Annotated in this window: 17 protein-coding genes; 2 read left to right on the top strand and 15 right to left on the bottom strand. The window is 41.6% G+C overall.

Features of this window, described 5'->3' with window-relative positions; all coding sequences use genetic code 11:
* Positions 1–82: 82 nt before the first annotated feature.
* The 3 genes from ACNQGS_RS02650 to ACNQGS_RS02640 are packed head-to-tail and all read right to left on the bottom strand — an operon-like array spanning position 83 to position 1,981.
* Complete coding sequence (locus ACNQGS_RS02650) at positions 83–859, bottom strand: dioxygenase family protein (protein ID WP_491486006.1); 777 nt, start codon at positions 857–859, stop codon at positions 83–85.
* A gap of 17 nt (positions 860–876) precedes the next feature.
* Positions 877–1,308 (bottom strand): DoxX family protein, encoded by a 432-nt coding sequence (locus ACNQGS_RS02645; protein ID WP_491486005.1) that lies wholly within the window; start codon positions 1,306–1,308, stop codon positions 877–879.
* Positions 1,309–1,330: 22 nt separating this feature from the next.
* A complete protein-coding gene (locus tag ACNQGS_RS02640) occupies positions 1,331–1,981 on the bottom strand; it encodes an alpha/beta hydrolase (RefSeq protein ID WP_491486004.1) in 651 nt (216 codons plus the stop codon).
* A 260-nt stretch (positions 1,982–2,241) separates the two neighbouring features.
* On the opposite strand from ACNQGS_RS02640, the gene ACNQGS_RS02635 reads away from it, so the two are divergent.
* On the top strand, positions 2,242–2,781 hold the full coding sequence (locus ACNQGS_RS02635) for a helix-turn-helix domain-containing protein (protein WP_491486003.1): 540 nt from the start codon (positions 2,242–2,244) through the stop codon (positions 2,779–2,781).
* Between the two features lie 58 nt (positions 2,782–2,839).
* On the opposite strand, the gene ACNQGS_RS02630 is transcribed toward ACNQGS_RS02635, so the two are convergent.
* From ACNQGS_RS02630 to proB, 10 genes are all read right to left on the bottom strand, one after another.
* Positions 2,840–3,691: a fumarylacetoacetate hydrolase family protein gene (locus tag ACNQGS_RS02630; protein WP_491486002.1), complete on the bottom strand. Its 852-nt coding sequence runs from the start codon at positions 3,689–3,691 to the stop codon at positions 2,840–2,842.
* Positions 3,692–3,756: 65 nt separating this feature from the next.
* Positions 3,757–4,533, bottom strand: coding sequence for an alpha/beta fold hydrolase (locus tag ACNQGS_RS02625; protein ID WP_491486001.1), 777 nt, complete (start codon positions 4,531–4,533; stop codon positions 3,757–3,759).
* Positions 4,534–4,645: 112 nt separating this feature from the next.
* Entirely contained in the window at positions 4,646–4,897 is a 252-nt protein-coding gene (locus tag ACNQGS_RS02620; protein ID WP_464494247.1) for a hypothetical protein, read from the bottom strand.
* A gap of 285 nt (positions 4,898–5,182) precedes the next feature.
* A complete protein-coding gene (locus ACNQGS_RS02615; protein WP_491486000.1) occupies positions 5,183–5,464 on the bottom strand; it encodes a DUF1292 domain-containing protein in 282 nt (93 codons plus the stop codon).
* A 69-nt stretch (positions 5,465–5,533) separates the two neighbouring features.
* Entirely contained in the window at positions 5,534–6,907 is a 1,374-nt protein-coding gene (locus tag ACNQGS_RS02610) for a nucleoside recognition domain-containing protein (protein ID WP_491485999.1), read from the bottom strand.
* Entirely contained in the window at positions 6,908–7,600 is a 693-nt protein-coding gene (locus tag ACNQGS_RS02605) for a FeoB small GTPase domain-containing protein (protein ID WP_491485998.1), read from the bottom strand.
* Positions 7,590–7,844 carry a FeoA family protein gene (locus ACNQGS_RS02600; protein WP_491485997.1) on the bottom strand — a complete coding sequence of 85 codons (255 nt, stop codon included), beginning with the start codon at positions 7,842–7,844 and terminating at the stop codon, positions 7,590–7,592. The genes ACNQGS_RS02605 and ACNQGS_RS02600 overlap by 11 nt, the downstream gene beginning before the upstream one ends.
* A gap of 138 nt (positions 7,845–7,982) precedes the next feature.
* Positions 7,983–10,250: an ATP-dependent DNA helicase gene (locus ACNQGS_RS02595; RefSeq protein WP_491485996.1), complete on the bottom strand. Its 2,268-nt coding sequence runs from the start codon at positions 10,248–10,250 to the stop codon at positions 7,983–7,985.
* 77 nt (positions 10,251–10,327) lie between these two features.
* The gene (locus ACNQGS_RS02590) at positions 10,328–11,569 is read right to left on the bottom strand and encodes a glutamate-5-semialdehyde dehydrogenase (RefSeq protein WP_491485995.1); all 1,242 of its coding nucleotides are present in this window, start codon (positions 11,567–11,569) and stop codon (positions 10,328–10,330) included.
* A 5-nt stretch (positions 11,570–11,574) separates the two neighbouring features.
* Positions 11,575–12,687, bottom strand: coding sequence for a glutamate 5-kinase (gene proB / locus ACNQGS_RS02585; RefSeq protein WP_491485994.1), 1,113 nt, complete (start codon positions 12,685–12,687; stop codon positions 11,575–11,577).
* A gap of 448 nt (positions 12,688–13,135) precedes the next feature.
* Here proB and ACNQGS_RS02580 point away from each other — a divergent pair, with 448 nt between their 5' ends.
* Positions 13,136–14,374, top strand: a complete 1,239-nt coding sequence (locus tag ACNQGS_RS02580; protein WP_491485993.1) for an MFS transporter — start codon at positions 13,136–13,138, stop codon at positions 14,372–14,374.
* Between the two features lie 35 nt (positions 14,375–14,409).
* Here the strand turns inward: ACNQGS_RS02580 and ACNQGS_RS02575 are convergent, their stop codons facing one another.
* On the bottom strand, positions 14,410–16,146 hold the full coding sequence (locus ACNQGS_RS02575; protein WP_491485992.1) for an AMP-binding protein: 1,737 nt from the start codon (positions 16,144–16,146) through the stop codon (positions 14,410–14,412).
* Positions 16,147–16,188: 42 nt separating this feature from the next.
* Positions 16,189–17,793, bottom strand: a complete 1,605-nt coding sequence (locus ACNQGS_RS02570) for an acyl-CoA carboxylase subunit beta (RefSeq protein WP_491485991.1) — start codon at positions 17,791–17,793, stop codon at positions 16,189–16,191.
* Between the last annotated feature and the right edge of the window lie 22 nt (positions 17,794–17,815).

Below are 17,815 nucleotides of genomic sequence, written 5' to 3'. Positions count from 1 at the left end.
ATACCAAAGCCGACAGGGAAATGGACTAAATGTATAGTCATTTCCCTGTCGGCTTGTTAAATGAATTTGAATCTATAAACAATTATCCAAATTGCCAAACACTATGTGTCAAGTTTCCATATCGGAAGCTGCGGTGCAGCAAGGCCGCTTTTTTCCCATTGTCTGCCGCTCCCATCGCGTAAAACAGCGGGATAAAGTGTTCTCTTCCATACGGAGGAACGGCATATTCCGCATTTGGAGCTAAGGTATCATAATGGAATAATGAGTCTAGATCCCAATGGTTCAGATGGTAGGCAAGCCAATCTTCAAATTCAAGAGCCCACTGGTCCACTCCGCTGTCTGCCCAATTGACGGCTCTTAAGTTATGAGAAGTTCCCCCGCTTGCGATGATTAAGATATCTTTTTCTCGTAGGCCGGTTAAGGTTTTGCCGATTTTATACTGTTCCTCAGGCGACAAGCGGGAATTGACCGACATCGCAATAACAGGAATATCAGCGTTCGGATACAGCATCCGAAGGACAACCCATGAACCATGGTCGAGGCCGCGCTGCATTTCAGTTTCAAACGGAACCTCATTGGCAGCAAACAGATCCATTATTTCTTGCGAAAGTTCATGATTTCCCTGGGCGGGATATTGAATCGTATATAATTCAGGAGGAAATCCTCCAAAATCATAAATGGTACTATATTGTTCAACATCGCTTACTTTTTGCAAACGGGATTCCCAATGGGCTGAAAAAATGACAATAGCCTTTGGACGAGGCAGATTTTTTCCTAATTGACTTAAAAACTGAGTGTATTCATTGTTTTCAATTGCCAGTAATGGTGCACCATGTGCGATAAATAATGATGGAAGCATAATTATTCCTCCTTTAATTAAGCCGCTTTTCTAATATTAGTGTCTTTCTTTTCTTTATTAAATAATAGTTGGTCAAGAGCGAACAGCTTACTGTTATTGATAGCGATAAATAAAGCCATGGCCATAAGTGCAAGATCTAATTCATAACCAGCACCTTGTCCATTCCCTAAAAAGCCACCTGCTAATTTTACTTTAATAATGGCACCAGCCATTAACAATACAAATAAAGCGGAAACGATTCTGCTTCCAAATCCGACAATTAAGGCGATACCCCCAACTATTTCAATAAGACCAACCGCATAGGCCATGAAACCTGGCAGCCCAATACTTGCAAACCAGCCGGCAATATTATCGATTCCGCCTTGAAATTTTACCAGTCCGTGGACAAAGAACGTTGCTCCTAAAACTACACGTAAAATGAATGTACTTACCTCATATTTTTTTAACATTTTCTCATCTCTCCTATTATGTTTAATTTTCTAGTTTGTTTACTAACCATTTTGTAAAATCTTGTTGATTTTTTAATGTGACAGTATGACCTGCCGGATACGTGTGGAAATTGACTTTTGCTCCCACACTTCTAAAGTATTCCTCGTTTTCAAGACCCCATTGGTATGGAAGAATCTGGTCAAATTCACCGTGGGATATAAACAACGATAGTTCATCTAACGGGTTCTTTTCATATTCTTCTTTTACAAATCCAGGAATGTACCCACTTAAAGCGGCAATGCCTTTAATACGGTTACCCAGCTTTATTGCGAGGGTCATCGAAAGAATTGCTCCCTGACTAAAACCGGCCAAATATAGTTGATTTGGATCTACTGGATATTCAGTTAAAACATCATCAATAAAATTGGCGATCTTCCCTACTGTCTCATCAAAAACATCGCGGTGCGGTTTTCCAAAGCCTTCAATCGTAAAAAACGCGAAGCCAGGTGGCTGCATTAATGGACCACGGATACTAAAAATGAAAAATTTCTCTTCCAAACCGGCAACTAATGGAAGCAAATCTTGTTCATTACTGCCCATTCCATGCATCAAAAATAAGGCAGGATAGGATTTATCGGGATCAACTTGTCCAGGCTTAAGAAGTGCGTAAGTCAATGATGATTTCAATGCCATCACCCTTTCTATAAGTTTAAATTATTGATATCTATAGGTTGGCTATAGACGTAAATACTAATCCCAAAGATTTGAGAGCCGGTGTATCTAAATAATAAATAAAGATTCATATAAGAAAACTGAAATGCAAAAAAATAAATATGTTTCTTAATATGAATATTTGTTATTTATAAGATAACAACAGATTATATGGATTGTCAATTATTTTTTTGCTAATATATAAATAAGTTCTATATAAGAAAACGTTAGAGGTGGAAAACTTGGATATTGGATCGAAAATTCGCGCTATCCGAAACAGAAAAAAGATAACAATTGCCCAAATGTGTGAAGGCACAGGTCTTTCAAAAGGGTTTATTAGCAATGTTGAAAATAATAACACCTCTCCATCGATCAATACTTTGCAAACGATTGCTAATTATTTAGAAATCCCATTACCTTATTTATTATTAGAGAAAAAACAGCACATGCGAGTTGTCAAAAAAAATGAGCGGACCTACTCCTCTTTTAATGAGTTGAAAATCGAGCATATCGCATCAATTGGCGGATTGAGATTGATGAGTGTGGAATTTCCCCCCGGAGCATCAATGGGGGAAGCAAATGCCCATGAGGGTGAAGAATCACATTTAGTCTTGGAAGGCAAGGTGCTTGCTGAACAAGGAGAAGACTCCTACATGTTAGAGGAAGGCGATTCCTTTAGCTGGAATGCGAGTGTCCCGCATTTTGTTAAAAATATCGGAGATCAAAAAGCAGTCATCCTGATTGCAACTTATACTGATTCTGAACATAATGGCATTTATTAAAAAACAGACCTCAGGATCATAAAATCTTGAGGTTTGCTCTTTCTGTAATATAAATGGATTAAGCTAAGACGTTCCTTAATGTCCCAATATTCTCAATCGTGACTTCCATTTCATCACCAGGCTTCAACCATACCTGCTCATTCTCCGGCAATCCTAAAATAACTCCTTCAGGTGTTCCGGTGAATATTAAATCTCCCGGTTTTAAGGTCATATGTTTGGATATGTAACTTACGATTTTGGCACTATTAAATATCATATGTTTGGTATTGGATGATTGGCGGACTTCACCGTTTACTTTACATTCAATATTTAAATTGAATGGATCAACTTCTTCCGCTGAGACAACATACGGTCCTATCGGAGCAAATCCGTCTGGCGATTTCCCAATCAGCCACTGGCCGGTCAAAAACTGCAGGTCACGGACAGATAGATCATTTCCTGCTGTATAGCCGAAAACATAGGACAGAGCTTCCTCTTCTGATACATCCTTTGCTTCTTTCCCCACCACCATAACAAGCTCAGCTTCGAAATCAAATTTTTCCCCAACTTTAGGCAGTGGGATATTTTCACTGTGTGCTGCTAAAGCATTGTTAAATTTACTAAATAAAACAGGGTTCTCAGGTACATTTACCAGCTTTGCTTCCTCTACGTGGCTTTGATAATTCAGGCCTACACATATAATTTTTTCCGGATTCAGTAATGGCGGTAGAAATTCGATTTCTGCCTCACTTAAGTAGTGTTCTGAGTCCGTGCTATTGATGATTTCTTTCACAAGTGACAGACTGTTTTCATTTTTTACTAAATCTTCGAGATTTAAATCAAGTCCTGATTGATTTAGGTCAAGGATGCCATTGTCTGTCTTCACACCAAGCCTGACTACATCGTCTTTTTTAAAGGTTAGTAATTTCATACGTAACTCCTCTCTCCTGAAAAAATATATATCTAACTTTAAGTATTACCGAATTGTCAAAATTGTCAAGAAAATGTCGTGATAAGTTTTATAAGCTCATCTGGATTTTCATACATACTCATATGGCCGGCATTTTTTATTATAGCTTGCTTGATGTTTGTTCTTGAAACTGAAAAAGTTTTTTCAACTGGGACAATTTGATCCTGCTCTCCCGCAATTAATATGACGGGTACTTTGGTATTTTGTAATACATGATTGCGGTCAGGGCGATTTTTCATTGCTAAAAGGGTATCCATTGCTCCCTGTGGTGAAGTGTTGTATCCAATTTGTTTTGCTTTTTCTACATAGCTTTCATTTAGGTTTTCTGGGGAGAAAAGCTTCGGAACCAACCCATCAATAAAAGTATGAATGCTTTCGTCCTTTATTTTTCGGGCGCCTGCCTCTCTTCCCTTTTTCGCTTCATCAGAATCCGGGAAGGCAGTAGAGTGTACAAGGGAAAATCCATTTAAATAGGAATTAAATTTTTCCGCAAAGGCAACCGTTATGTATCCGCCTAGGGAGTGGCCAAACATCGACACCTTCTCAATGTTTAATGCATCTAATAATTCTTTAATTTTTTCTGCGAGGTCGTCTATTGAAAATCCGGGCTTTAGTGGTGAAGATTGCCCATGCCCTGGCAAATCAGGGGCGATGACACGATAATGTTTGGCCAACTCAGGAATTACTTTTTCCCAATACTGAGAACTTCCGCAGAAACCGTGCAGAAGTACAACAGGATTCCCAGCGCCTTCGTCTATGTATGCTAGTGTGGATTCATTTAATTGATGTTTCTTTAAATTCATCAGTTTTCACCTGTCCTTTTTGTATATTTATCCCATTAAATATTCTGGATTTATAGTTCATTTCCTACCCCTGTAAAATAAAAAAGAGAGAGATTTATTTATCCCTCTCCATCTAACTAATATGTTCTTCAGTGTCTTCGCTTGGACTCAATAAAGCTCGTTTATTTTGAATTTTTGTCAGGTTTGATCTTTTAAGAAGATAGTTCATATGGTCAACCGGCATCGCCCCGTAACCCTTTCCTTCCCCCAGTGTAAATTGAACGGTTACGCCATTATTTGAAATGACCGTTAATAAATCTGCGGAGTTAAACAAACCTTGTGCACCTTGAGAAATTTGAAACTTGGCACCTTCTTCAATAGGCATTTTGTCTCTCCTTTGAATCTTATTATCCCTAACATTATGCCAAGTATTTTTTTATTCATACATATATTTTCCAAAAACAGATACGTCTTTGGTACTGAATTTAAGACCGGAATGTTTCGTAAAATTCTAGATTGGCAGTTATAAGCCTTTCATAACGAATGAACCATCATCAAAAATCTGACTTCGGGAGTTATAAGCCTTTCATATCGACCGAACAAAATAATAAAACCCTGTTAAGGTCGTTATCAACTACAGATAACTTCCTAACAAGGCTTTAAATCAAAATTATTCCTCTTCTTCTTCCGCTTCCATCATTTCTTCAAAAGCAGCGACAACCTTATCAAATTCCTCGTCACTTTCAATGGCTGAAAAATCGCCATCTCCATCGACCTTTAAGAAAAAGATATCAATATCTTCTTCGCCAGCCTCAAGGATATCCTCTACAAATCCCACAGCCACATAATCGGTTCCCTCAAGGGTCATGACACCAAGAACTTCAACTTCCTGCCCCTCTTCATTTTCATCATCACTGATTGTAAAAATTTCGCCTACTTCAACTTTACTCATCGTAAATTCCTCCCAATAGAAAAATCCATCCTTATTCATTATCTCATTAAGGATGGATTTTAAACAGCATTATATTAAGCCAAGCATTCTGACGGTTTGTGTAATAACGAACGGAACGATAATGGCAATCACTGTTGGAATAAGGAACGATAGGAAAGTCCATTTTTTACTTTTCGTTTCTTTATAGACATTCAGAAGTGTCGTCCCGCAAGGATAATGCAGTAAAGAGAATAACATCATATTTAAAGCCGTCAGCCAGGTCCAGCCGTGGTCCACTAAAATCTTTTTCAAAGCAACTAGACTATCAACCTCTGTTAAGGAACCCGTTGATAAATAGCCCATCAGCAAAATCGGAAAAACAATTTCATTGGCCGGCAGCCCAAGAATAAAGGCCATCATGATATAGCCATCTAGCCCAAGCAGCTTTCCGAATGGATCTAAAAACTGAACGGCGTACATTAAGATGCTGGTGTCACCTATATAAATATTGGCAAAAACCCAGGTTAGGATTGCTGCTGGAGCGGCTACTTTCACTGCCCTTACCAAAACTGACCAAGATTTAGTCACCGAGGAACGAATAACGGTATCAAAAATTTTCGGCTTGCGGTATGGCGGCAGTTCCAGTGTGTAATGAGTTGGGACCCCCTTTAAAGCTGTTTTGGATAAAACCCAAGAGACAAAAAAGGTAACAATAACCCCAAACATAACAATTCCTATCAGGACACCAGTTGTCACGAGGGATTTCACTCCTCCTGTATAACTGGCTGCCATGAACAATGAGGACAGAACAATCAGCGTTCCCCAGCGCCCGTTACAAGGGACAAAATTATTTGTTAAGATGGCCAGCATCCGTTCGCGAGGAGATTCTATGATTCTCGTAGAAATAACCGCTGCCGCATTACAGCCGAAGCCCATAGCCATTGTAAGTGACTGTTTTCCATGAGCCCCAACTCTTTTAAATAACCGATCCATATTAAAGGCAACACGCGGCAGGTAGCCGTAATTCTCCAATAAAGCAAACGTTGGAAAGAAAATGGCCATAGGCGGAAGCATGACACTGATTACCCAAGTTGTGCCGCGATATAAGCCAAGAACCAGTATCCCATTCACCCACGCAGGAGCATGAATAAATGTAAAAAAGCTAGTTATATATTTTTCAAGCGAGCCAAAGAACTCAGCCAGCATCGCAGAAGGTATGTTGGCCCCTGCTATCGTGATATAAAAAACCAAACCAAGCATGGCAATCATAATCGGAAACCCAAGGATCGGTGAGGTGAAAATAGCATCCAATTTTTCCGTCCTTAGGTCTCGATCGGATTTGGTATAGGAAACGCCTTCGCGGCATAATTGATGGCTTCGATCATAAAGCTGCTGCACGATATCGTCCCGCATCTTTGCCGTCGACAGCTGCTGAGCCTCATTATAAAGCTCTTGAATGCCCATTTACCTCACCCCTTCTGGTACGAACCGCTTATTTAATTCATTCAATAGGGCCTCATCCCCATCAAGCAGACGTAATGATACCCAGCGCGACGAAATGCGGTCGCCAACCATCTCCCGGACTTTTGGTTCAATTTTTCGAATTTGTTCCTCAATTTCATCCGAATACTTCATTTGTGCCGGATGACATTCAATTGCACCAGTAATAATGCGGTCAATTGTATCCAAAAGCAGCGGAAAACCTATTTTATTACGGGCAGAAATTTTTATAACGGGTACTCCCAAACGGTTCATCAGTAATTTTTCATTAATTTTAATGCCTTGTTTTTCTGCTTCATCAATCAAATTAATGCAAACAATTACATTCTTGGTCATTTCCAATACTTGCAGGGCGAGATTCAAATTCCTCTCAAGAGAAGTGGCATCTAAGACTACCAGAGTAACATCCGGCTTTTCAAAGACGATGTAATTTCTTGCCACTTCTTCATCCTTGGAATTGGAAAAAAGCGAATACGTTCCAGGCAAGTCAACCAATTGAAACACTTTATCCTTAAACGGGACACTCCCTTGTGCCATTGAGACGGTTTTCCCAGCCCAGTTTCCTGTATGCTGTCTAAGACCAGTCAAGGCATTGAACAATGTGCTTTTACCAGTATTCGGATTACCGGCCAAAGCAATTCGGTATTCATTTCCCACTGGAAACCAGCTCCCCTTCAATTTTCGCACTTTCCTCTTTGCGAAGGGCAATGGTCGTTTGACTGACTCGAAAAGCGATCGGGTCGCCGAGCGGACTTTTCCGAACAACCTCAACCAATGCACCCACAACGAACCCTAAATCTAATAATCTTCTTCGCATGACACCTTCTAGATTTATAGAAGTAATTTTTATAATATTTCCCTTTTCACCATTAACCAACTTAACAAGTTTTGGCTCATCCATCACTCTTGCGCCACCTTCAAAGTTTTTACCTCGTGCAACTTTTTGTTAATTATATGATAAAGATTCTAATTTTGTCATCAAATTTGCAAAAATTCCGCAATAAAAAAAGCACCATTTCCATGTCTGGCAAAAAGTGCTTTAAATAATCGTATACGTAAGCCATTCTTCCGGCATGAGCGCTTGATATTTCCGCTGAAGAAACCGGTCATCAACAAGGACGATGGTGCCCTGGTCCGTTTCTGAGCGAATCAGCCGGCCGCCTGCCTGCAAAACCTTGTTCATCCCAGGGATAACATAGGCATAATCATAGCCATTTTTATTTTTTTTCAAAAAATGATCCTTGATGAGATTCCGTTCAAAACATAGCTGAGGCAGCCCAACACCAACTACGACCACCCCATTCAACCGGTCTCCTTTTAAATCAATACCTTCGGAAAAAATGCCGCCAAGAACGGCAAAGCCTACTAATGTTTGCTGTAAATCTGGTTTAAATTCAGCTAAGAACTCTTCTTTTTGTGCTTCCGTCATACCCGTTGACTGCAGAAGTAATTTCGCTTCTTCATTGAACTGTTGAAACTGTTCATAAACCGTCATCATGTATTGATAGGAAGGAAAGAAAATTAGATAATTCCCCTGCTGGTTTCGTGTTAATGAATGTATTAATGTAGCGATTTCACCAGCCGTTTGTTCCCGATCGTTGTACCTTGTAGATAATGGTTTAATGTAAACCTCAGACTGTTCCTTGGAAAATGGAGATTTGACTGACAGCCTATAGTCCTCTACTTCACCACCAAGAATGTCCTGATAATAGGACATTGGTTCTAGCGTTGCCGAAAAGAATACTTTGGAGCGAAATCCTTTTCCCATTTGCTTAAGTAGGTTTGAAGGGTCAATGCAAAATAGCTTGACCATTACGTCGTTTTTATTCCTCTCTCCATAGATGATATAATTCTCATCCAGTAGGTGGAGAATTTTCAGGAAGGATTGAACTTGAAAGTATGCATCTAATAACGGTGGGGTGCTTCCTAATGCCAATACCTTTTCCGCTTCCGCTGCGAATCCTTCCAGTAGTTCTGAAAAGGGTTCATCCAGCTTTTCCAACACAAATTCTGTCTTATTTACTTTTTTTAAAGCAATAAACCAGGCATTTATTTTAGTGGCTATTTCATAGACAGGTCTATTCAGTTCTTTGAATTCACGTTTTATTTGCAGAAACATGTCTTTATTGATAGAAGCTGAAAACATTTGCCGGCCGCGGTCAACCAAATTATGGGCCTCGTCCACTAGAATTGCGGTGGATTTCTTTTGATCTTCATACAATCTTTTTAAAGACACTTGGGGATCAAAGATATAATTATAGTCGCAAATGATGGTATCTACTGCATAGGCAAGATCAATCGAAAACTCAAATGGACAGACTGTATGTTTTCGGGCATAGGCTTCTATTACATCGCGTGTCATTTCGTATTCATTCGTCAAAATATCGAGAATGGCATCATTAATCCGGTCATAATAGCCATTGGCAAACTCGCAATATTCCTTTTGGCAATTGGTTTCGTCTTTAAAACAAACTTTGTCCTTCGCCGTAATCGTGACACTATTCACGCATAGACCGCAACTGCGCATTTGTGCGAATGCCTCTTCAGCCGTTGTTCGGGTAATCGTTTTAGCTGTTAAATAAAAGATCCTATCAAGGTGACCTTCACCTATGGCCTTTATGGACGGAAACAGGGTTGAAATGGTTTTGCCGATTCCGGTGGGAGCTTTGGCGAACAGATTTTTACCTTCTGCAATGGTTTTGTAAACAGCACCAGCTAATTTCCGCTGGCCTTCCCGGTAAGATGGGAATGGAAAGCATAACTCTTTACTGGATTTATTCCTTTTTGAACGGTGTTTTGTCTGCCAGCTTGCATAGGGTGCATAGCTTTTTATAACGTCGAAGACAAAATGCTCTAGTTCCTCTGCCATGTACTTTCTTTTAATATGTTTCTTTTCTTCGGTATCAACCTGGACATATGTAAGCTGAACATCAATTTCGGTTAGCTGATGATCCAACAAGTACATATAGGCATACATTTTAGCCTGTGCCCAGTGGACCGGATAGCCCTCGCCTTCTAGTTCATCAAAAGGGTGGGAAAATGATTTAATTTCATCGATGGTTACCTCTTCACCATCGAAAAGCAGCCCATCGCAACGTCCATCAATAACATAATGAAGTCCTTCGAAAGGTATCTCGGCACGAAGGTAGACTTCCTTCTGGTCACCTTCGTTATATGTCTTTTGTATTTTTTGATGGGCTCTCGTCCCCTCTAAAAGCGTTGATGTCGAACGAAACCGCGAATCAATGCTTCCGCAGCGAAAGACATATTCAACGAGGGTTCTAACTGATATACGGATTTCTTCCACGGAATCACCGGCCTTTAGAAAACAGAATATATGTTTGCACCTTTATTATAACAAAAAACTCCTCAAGTTGAGGAGTTTTAAGAACGAATCTGCCCAGTTCCGCGTACAATTGCTTTTGATGTTGTGATGGCTTTAAGCCCCATTGGTCCGCGGGCATGCAGCTTTTGCGTGCTGATGCCGATTTCAGCGCCATAGCCAAATTGCTCACCATCGGTAAACCGGGTTGAAGCGTTATGATACAGCACAGCGGCATCAACGGCCCGGAAAAATAAACTAACGTTATCATCATTTTTGCTAATGATCACTTCCGAATGCTTCGTTCCATATCGATCAATATGGTCAATCGCTTCTCGCACATCACCGACAAGCTTTACCGCAGCAATTGGAGCTAAAAATTCAGTATACCAATCGTTTTCCTCAGCGGGCTTCACAAAAGCATTTGCTCCCGCCAATACTTCATCCCCTCGCAGCTCTACTCCTTGGCCATGAAGAGCGTCTAATAATTCAGAAGCATAAGGCCATTTCTCATGAATTAGAATCGTTTCTGCTGCGTTGCAAACAGACGGGCGGTGCAATTTTGCATTGATGGCAATCTGGATGGCCATTTCCCGCTCAGCCGTTTCATCAATAAATACATGGCAGTTGCCGACGCCTGTTTCCAACACGGGTACAGTTGCATTTTGAATGACAGTTTGAATAAGGCCGGCCCCGCCGCGCGGGATGAGCACATCCAAGTACTGATTCAGCCTAAACATTTGCGAGGCTGTTTCCCTGCTGGTATCCTCCAATAACTGCACGGCATCCGATGGAATCGCTGTTTCGGTCAAGGCAGCACGCATGACATGAACAAGTGCCTTATTTGAATTCAGTGCGGATGAACTTCCTCTCAACAAGACAGCGTTCCCTGCCTTCAAGCAAAGGCTAGCCGCATCCACCGTTACATTTGGCCGTGCTTCGTAAACCATCCCAATAACGCCAAGTGGAACACGGACTGTTTCAATTTGCAAGCCGTTTGGCCGTTCCCATGATTCGATTACTTCTCCGATAGGGTCCTCGAGACTAATAACCTGCCGGATTCCATCAACGATTTGATCGATTCTCTCAGAAGTTAGGAGCAGGCGGTCTAAAAGGGAATCAGATAGACCATTACCCTTGCCAGCTGTAATATCCTTTTCATTTTCCTGAAGAATCCATTCCTTTTCCTCAGCAATGCGAGCAGCCATTTGGCCTAATGCATCATTTTTCTCACTAGCTGAAAGCATCCCTAATCTCTTTGAGGCAGCCTTTAGCAGCTTTGCCTTTTCGATTAATTCACTCATTCCATTCACTCCTCCCGTAAAATAACCCAATTATCACGATGAATCACTTCTGCACGCTTATTGATGGAAAAAATCTTCGATTGTTCGCTTGGCAGCCCTTTTACTTTTTGTAAATCATGTGAAGAAAAATAAATTTGCCCTTTTCCGATGGTTTTCCCCTTTTTGTTCCGGACCTCGACCACATCCATAGCGTTAAAATCACCAATGACGTTTGTAACCCCAACAGGAAGCAGGCTTTTCCCTTTTTGCACGATTGCTTGTTCTGCTCCGTCGTCCACTTCAATGATTCCGCCAACCTGTGAATGATAGGCAATCCATTGTTTTCTCATTTGCATTTGTGTTTGGAATGGTCCGCCGAGATACGTTCCATCCCCTTTGCCAGCTAGAATGTCTAACAATTTTTCCGGCCCCGAACCAGTTCCGACAAACACACTAACACCAAGCGATAATGCTTTTTTTGCAGCCAGAAGCTTGGATTTCATCCCGCCAGTCCCCAAAGAAGAACCGCTCCCGCCTGCCGCTTCAAGCATTTTCTCCGATACCTCAGGGATGAAATGATATTTCTTGGCATCCTTTGAGACTTTCGGATTCCCGTCATATATACCATTTACATCCGTTAAAATAATCAGGGCATTGGCATGAAGAAACCCGCTGACCAGCGCGGAAAGCATATCATTGTCACCAAATGTCAGCTCATCAATAGATACCGAATCATTTTCATTGATGATTGGCAGCATCCCTCGGTGAAGCAGTTCAGTCATTGTGGAAAATAAGTTTTGAAACCGGACCTTGCTGTAAAAATCCTCCCTAGTTAATAACATTTGTGCGGGTACAATCTGAAACTGTTGAAACATCTGGTTGTATTGCTGCATTAACAGGCCCTGCCCAACAGCAGCGGCTGCCTGCTTGCCCGCAACTGTTTTCGGACGTGCAGGATAACCTAGAGAACCAAAACCGGCCGCAATTGAACCTGATGAAATAAGGATGACATCATGCCCTTGTTTTTTTAATAGGGCAAGTGCTTCCACATGATCGCGCATTTTTTCTTCGGAAATTGTCCCAGTCGGAGTCGTCAAAGAACTGCTGCCAATTTTCACTACCACTAATTGTTTCTTCATTTTTAAACCCTTCTTTTTGAAAAAATAAAAAAACGATTCTTCTGCCCTTATACAAAGGACGGAAAAATCGTTTCCGCGGTACCACCTTATTTGATGCCATGCACCCACTTGAAACCTTAACGCGGACTAGACGGCTTATGTTTGCATAAGCAGCATTCATTAGGGCAGGTTCAACCTCTTCCCGTGAGAAACCTTCCAGCCTTTAGGGTTTCACTCTCTTGCACGTTCCAAAAATTTACTAGTCCCTTGCTTTTAATATAATTTCTTTGATTATCTTAGGAAAAATAGGAAAAGTCAATAGAGTTTTTTGAAAATTTGAAGTAATATTAAAATGAAGTAAAGATTAAGAAAATTTATAATTTTTAATCTATAATAATGCTTCTATACTCGAAATAATGGTAAAATAAAAACTACAATACATTGTTAAAAATGTAAAGGAGCGTACTAAATGAAGCAAAAGAACCAAAATAATCTGCTTACATATGCCCTGATTGGAATGTTAACAACCGCTGTCGTACTAGCTTTTGCAAGACTTTCATATGGGGTGATACTGCCATTTATGCGGGATGGATTAAACCTGTCATATAAAGAGGCTGGCTTACTAGGAACAACTACCTCATTTGGGTATTTAAGCACACTGATTTTCGCTGGCATTCTTGCATCTAAATGGGGCAGTAAAAGGACCGTTTTACTCGGTATTTCATTGGTTACAGCAGGACTCGCAGGGCTTTCTTTAGTCAACTCATATTTGTTAGCCTTTTTGTTTATGCTTTTATTGGGGATTGGTACTTCGTTTACCTTTACTCCCTTGATCACTTTGCTCGTTGCCTGGTTTCCACAGAAAAAAGGAGTTGTCATTGGTTTAACAACTAGTGGAGCGGGAATCGGTATTCTTTTTGCCGGTATGATTGTTCCCTATCTTAGCAGTATTAATGGCGAATCCGGCTGGAGATGGGCATGGGGGATTTATGCGGCAATCGGCCTTATGGTTGTCATATTAACGATGATTTTCATAAAAAACCCTCCTGCAGAGCCTGTATCTGAGCATCAGCAGCAAAAGACACCGGCAAAGGAAATCTATAAAAATCCAAAAATAATTAATATTGGCTTGATTTACGGTGTCGTAGGGCTTACCTATATTGTTCAGGTTATTTTTATTATGAGTTATATGATAGATTCGGGACTAAGCGTCAAGTTTGCAGGACAGCTAATGGCTTTAAACGGGGTATTATCAATCTTCGGCGGTCCGTTTTGGGGATTTGTTTCTGACAGGTTCGGCCGGAGAAAATCGTTAATCCTGACAATGGGATTGACCATGCTCTCGATGCTCCTTACTGTACTCTTTCCTACACAGCTTGGCTTCACACTTCATATTGTTATTATGAGCTGCACCTCCACCGGTCTTTTTACCTTAACGCAGGCAGCGAGTATGGACTATGTTAAGCCTTCTGAGATGCCAATTGCGTTTAGTTATGTCACATTCTATTTCGCTGTCGGCCAATTGGTCGGACCCACCATCGCAGGCTGGTTGATTGAAGATTTGGGAGGCTTTAAAACAGCGTTTATTTTTTCAACCATTTGCTTGGCTGTTGGAATTATCTTAACTTTGAAGGTTAAAAATCCGGCACAGAATGAACAGATAGTAACGAATTTAAATACGGATTTTAAAGAGCGAGTGAGTCCATAATAAAAAAGCATCAATTGATGCTTTTTTATGTTTCTTTATACTGTTTCTTTTTCCTTTTCCAGTTCCGTCATTAATTCTTGGCGTAATTTATATTTTTCAATTTTGTTTGTCGGTGTCCTTGGAATGTCCAGGGTAAAGCGGATATGCTTCGGCCACATATATTTCGGCATTTTATCCTTCACCCAGATCCTTAATTCTTCTTCATCGATTTCTGCGCCATTTTTCTTCACCACATAAATAGCGACGTCATCTTCATCACCGACTTCAGCCGGTACAGGAAAGGCGGCACACAATTCAATATCAGGATGGCTATTAATGATATCCTCTAATTGGTAGGAAGATATTTTTTCTCCACGGCAGCGAATCACGCCTCCAAGGCGGTCAACGAAGTAGTAAAAGCCGTCTTCACCTAGATATGCGGCATCTCCGCTGTGGAACCAAAGATTTTGAAAAGCTTTTTTGGTCGATTCAGGCTTGTTGTAATATTCGGACAAGACAAGATGCGGCAGACGCGGGCGGAAGGCAATTTGTCCTACTTGCCCGACAGGAACCTCCTCATCTTTTTCATTCAAAACAATGACATCAAAATATTGGTTGGGTTTCCCCATGAACCCTTTATTTAATTCTTTTTTGCCGTCAATAATCGGAACTTGCTCCTTTTCGCAATTCGCAATAATCTCCTTTCTTGAAAGCCCTTTATAAAGGTGCATTGGGGTACCTTCACCCTCTTCTGTTTCCAAGATAATGCTCGACATAGGCGCTCCGGCTTCCGTCTGTCCAAACCCGGCTGTGACGATATCAAACCCGAATCGTTTGGCCACCTCATTGTGATATTTTGGCAGCGGCTGCATGTGTACTTTATTGAGGGTATTGAACCTGTCGTTTTCTGAAGGTTTTGCATTCATTAGCCAAGGGATCATGACATCAAGTAAAATTGCTACACTTGCCCCTGATTTTTCAACTCTTGTCCAGAATTGATTAGGGCTGAATTTATCCCAGATCGCGACCGTACATCCTGCATAACAGGCTCTGGCAATATTGGCAAATGCACCGCCGACGTGATACAACGGAAGATCGTTATAAACAACATCCTCTTGCGTCAAACAAGAGCGTAATCTTAATGTATAGCCATTCACCCATCGATGGGACTGAACGACTCCTTTAGCCGGTCCAGTTGTTCCGGATGTATAAATGATATTGGCGATGTCATAATAGTTTAACTCGATATTGAGATTATGTGTTTCAGCCTGCAGCATCCGATCAAAGGAAATTTCATTAAAAACCAGATTTAATGGGATATCCGCCATTTCCGCTATATAATCGTGATCGCCTTCTTGGGGATTAAAGACAACGGTTGACAACTGTTCCACTTCTGAAGCAATTTCGTTTAAAATTGGTACCATTGAACGCTCGGTAAAAAGTACTTTTGGCTGGGTATCGTTTAACTGATAACTGAGCAGTCTTCCGCGGTAGTTAAAATTTATGGGGCTGAAAACAGCCCCGCATTTCCAAATTCCAAACATCACCATGGTAGTAACAAGAGGGTTTCTTAAAAAGACCGAGATCCGATCCCCCTTTTGGACTCCCCTGGCTTTTAAAGAATGGCCAATGCTATTGGCAATCTGATTAAATTTTTGATACGAAATTTTTTTATCGGATTCCCCGTAATAAATAAAGGTATTCTCCCCTGCTGTTTCTGCCCAATACTCAAGACATTTGGGCACCACTTCCTCACGGGAAGATAATTCATTTAATAATTCTCTCTGATTCATCTCCTCAAACCACCTCCATTATCCCATCTTTCTATTTATAAATTATGGTCTCATTCCGTGACTGGAAGGACCCAATTGCTGCGGAAGCAGCTCGTAGGCATCCCGGACCCATTCACAGAGCAAGGGACGGGTGTCTCTAGGGTCGATAATTTCCTCCACGCCAAAGGCTTCAGCTGTTCGAAGCGGGGATCGTACGGATTCCATTCGTTCTAATAATTCCTTTAGTAAAGCTTCAGGATTATCGCTTGCTTCAAGCTCGCGGCGATAGGCTACATGGACACCGCCCTCAACAGGGAGTGATCCCCAATCACCGGAAGGCCAAGCGTATCTTAAGTTTAATCCGTGTCCATTGGACATTCCTGCCCCGCCGACACCAAATACTCTTCGGAGGATAATTTCCATCATCGGAACAGTAGCCTGATAGATGGCTGAAATAGCGCGGACCCCTTTGCGAATCGTTCCTTTCTTCTCAGAAGGAAGTCCGATTATCATGCCTGGCTGATCGACTAAGTTCACAATTGGTAAATGGAAGGTTTGACAAAGGTCGACGAATCGTTCTATTTTTTCTGAGCTTTCGGCGGTCAATCCGCCTCCATTGACAAACTGATCGTTGGCCATTACTCCAACCGGATATCCATCAAGTCGCGCGAAACAAGTGAGAGTACCACCACCGTAATACCGTCCCATTTCAAAAATGGTATCCTTATCAAAAATCATTGGTAAGATTTCACGGATTTTATAAGGAACCCGGCGATTTTTCGGAATCACGGAAATTAACCGCTCCTCCCGGCGTTCTGGGTCATCATTTGATGGCAGAACCGGCGGGAGCTGCCAAACACTAGATGGCAAATAGGATAAGAACGTACGGATTTGTTCGAATGCATCTTCCTCAGACTTCGCTATATTGTCAATAGCACCGCTGGTACGATGAACTTGTACACCGCCAAGTTCTTCCTTCGTTAAATCCTGTCCCATGCCATATTTGACAACTGGCGGGCCGGCAACGAATAACTGGGATGTTTCCTCCACCATCACCGAAAAGTGTGATGCGGCAACCCTAGCTGCTCCGAGTCCGGCAACTGAGCCTAAGCAGGCAGCTACAACTGGCACGCGCTCCATGTTGCCTACGACCAAATCCCAGGCAGGATTAACAGGAACATAGGTATGACCCTCCATATCCAGGAACTTCACACTGCCCCCGCCCCCGGTTCCGTCTACCAGCCGAATAATCGGCAGCTGCAGATCATGGGCCAGACGTTCCGCATAAACCTGTTTGCCGCGGATAGCTCCATCTGCTGCGCCCCCTCTTACGGTGAAGTCATCTGCACCGACAACCACCTTCCGGCCATTGATCCTTCCGGTGCCCACGAGAAAATTCGCTGGTGTAAAGTCTGTTAAATTGCCATTCTCATCATATTTGCCTTTACCGGCTATCGCTCCGGTTTCATGGAATGAACCAGAATCAAGCAAACTATCAATTCTTTCACGTACTGTCAATTTCCCTTGTGCTTTATGTTTCGCGACACGCTCTTCGCCGCCCATCTGGCGGGCAAGCTCTTCACGGCGCCGCAGTTCTTTTATTTCTGGTTCCCATGACATCTTGTTCTTCTCCTCCTTATGAGTAGAATCGATTAGTTTTTCCACCATTGATAACCTCCTTGGCCGAAAC

Source organism: Neobacillus sp. PVCKKU3 (genome assembly GCF_058323225.1).
Note: the sequence above shows the minus strand (reverse complement) of the source record. Positions and strands in the feature narration are given on the sequence as shown.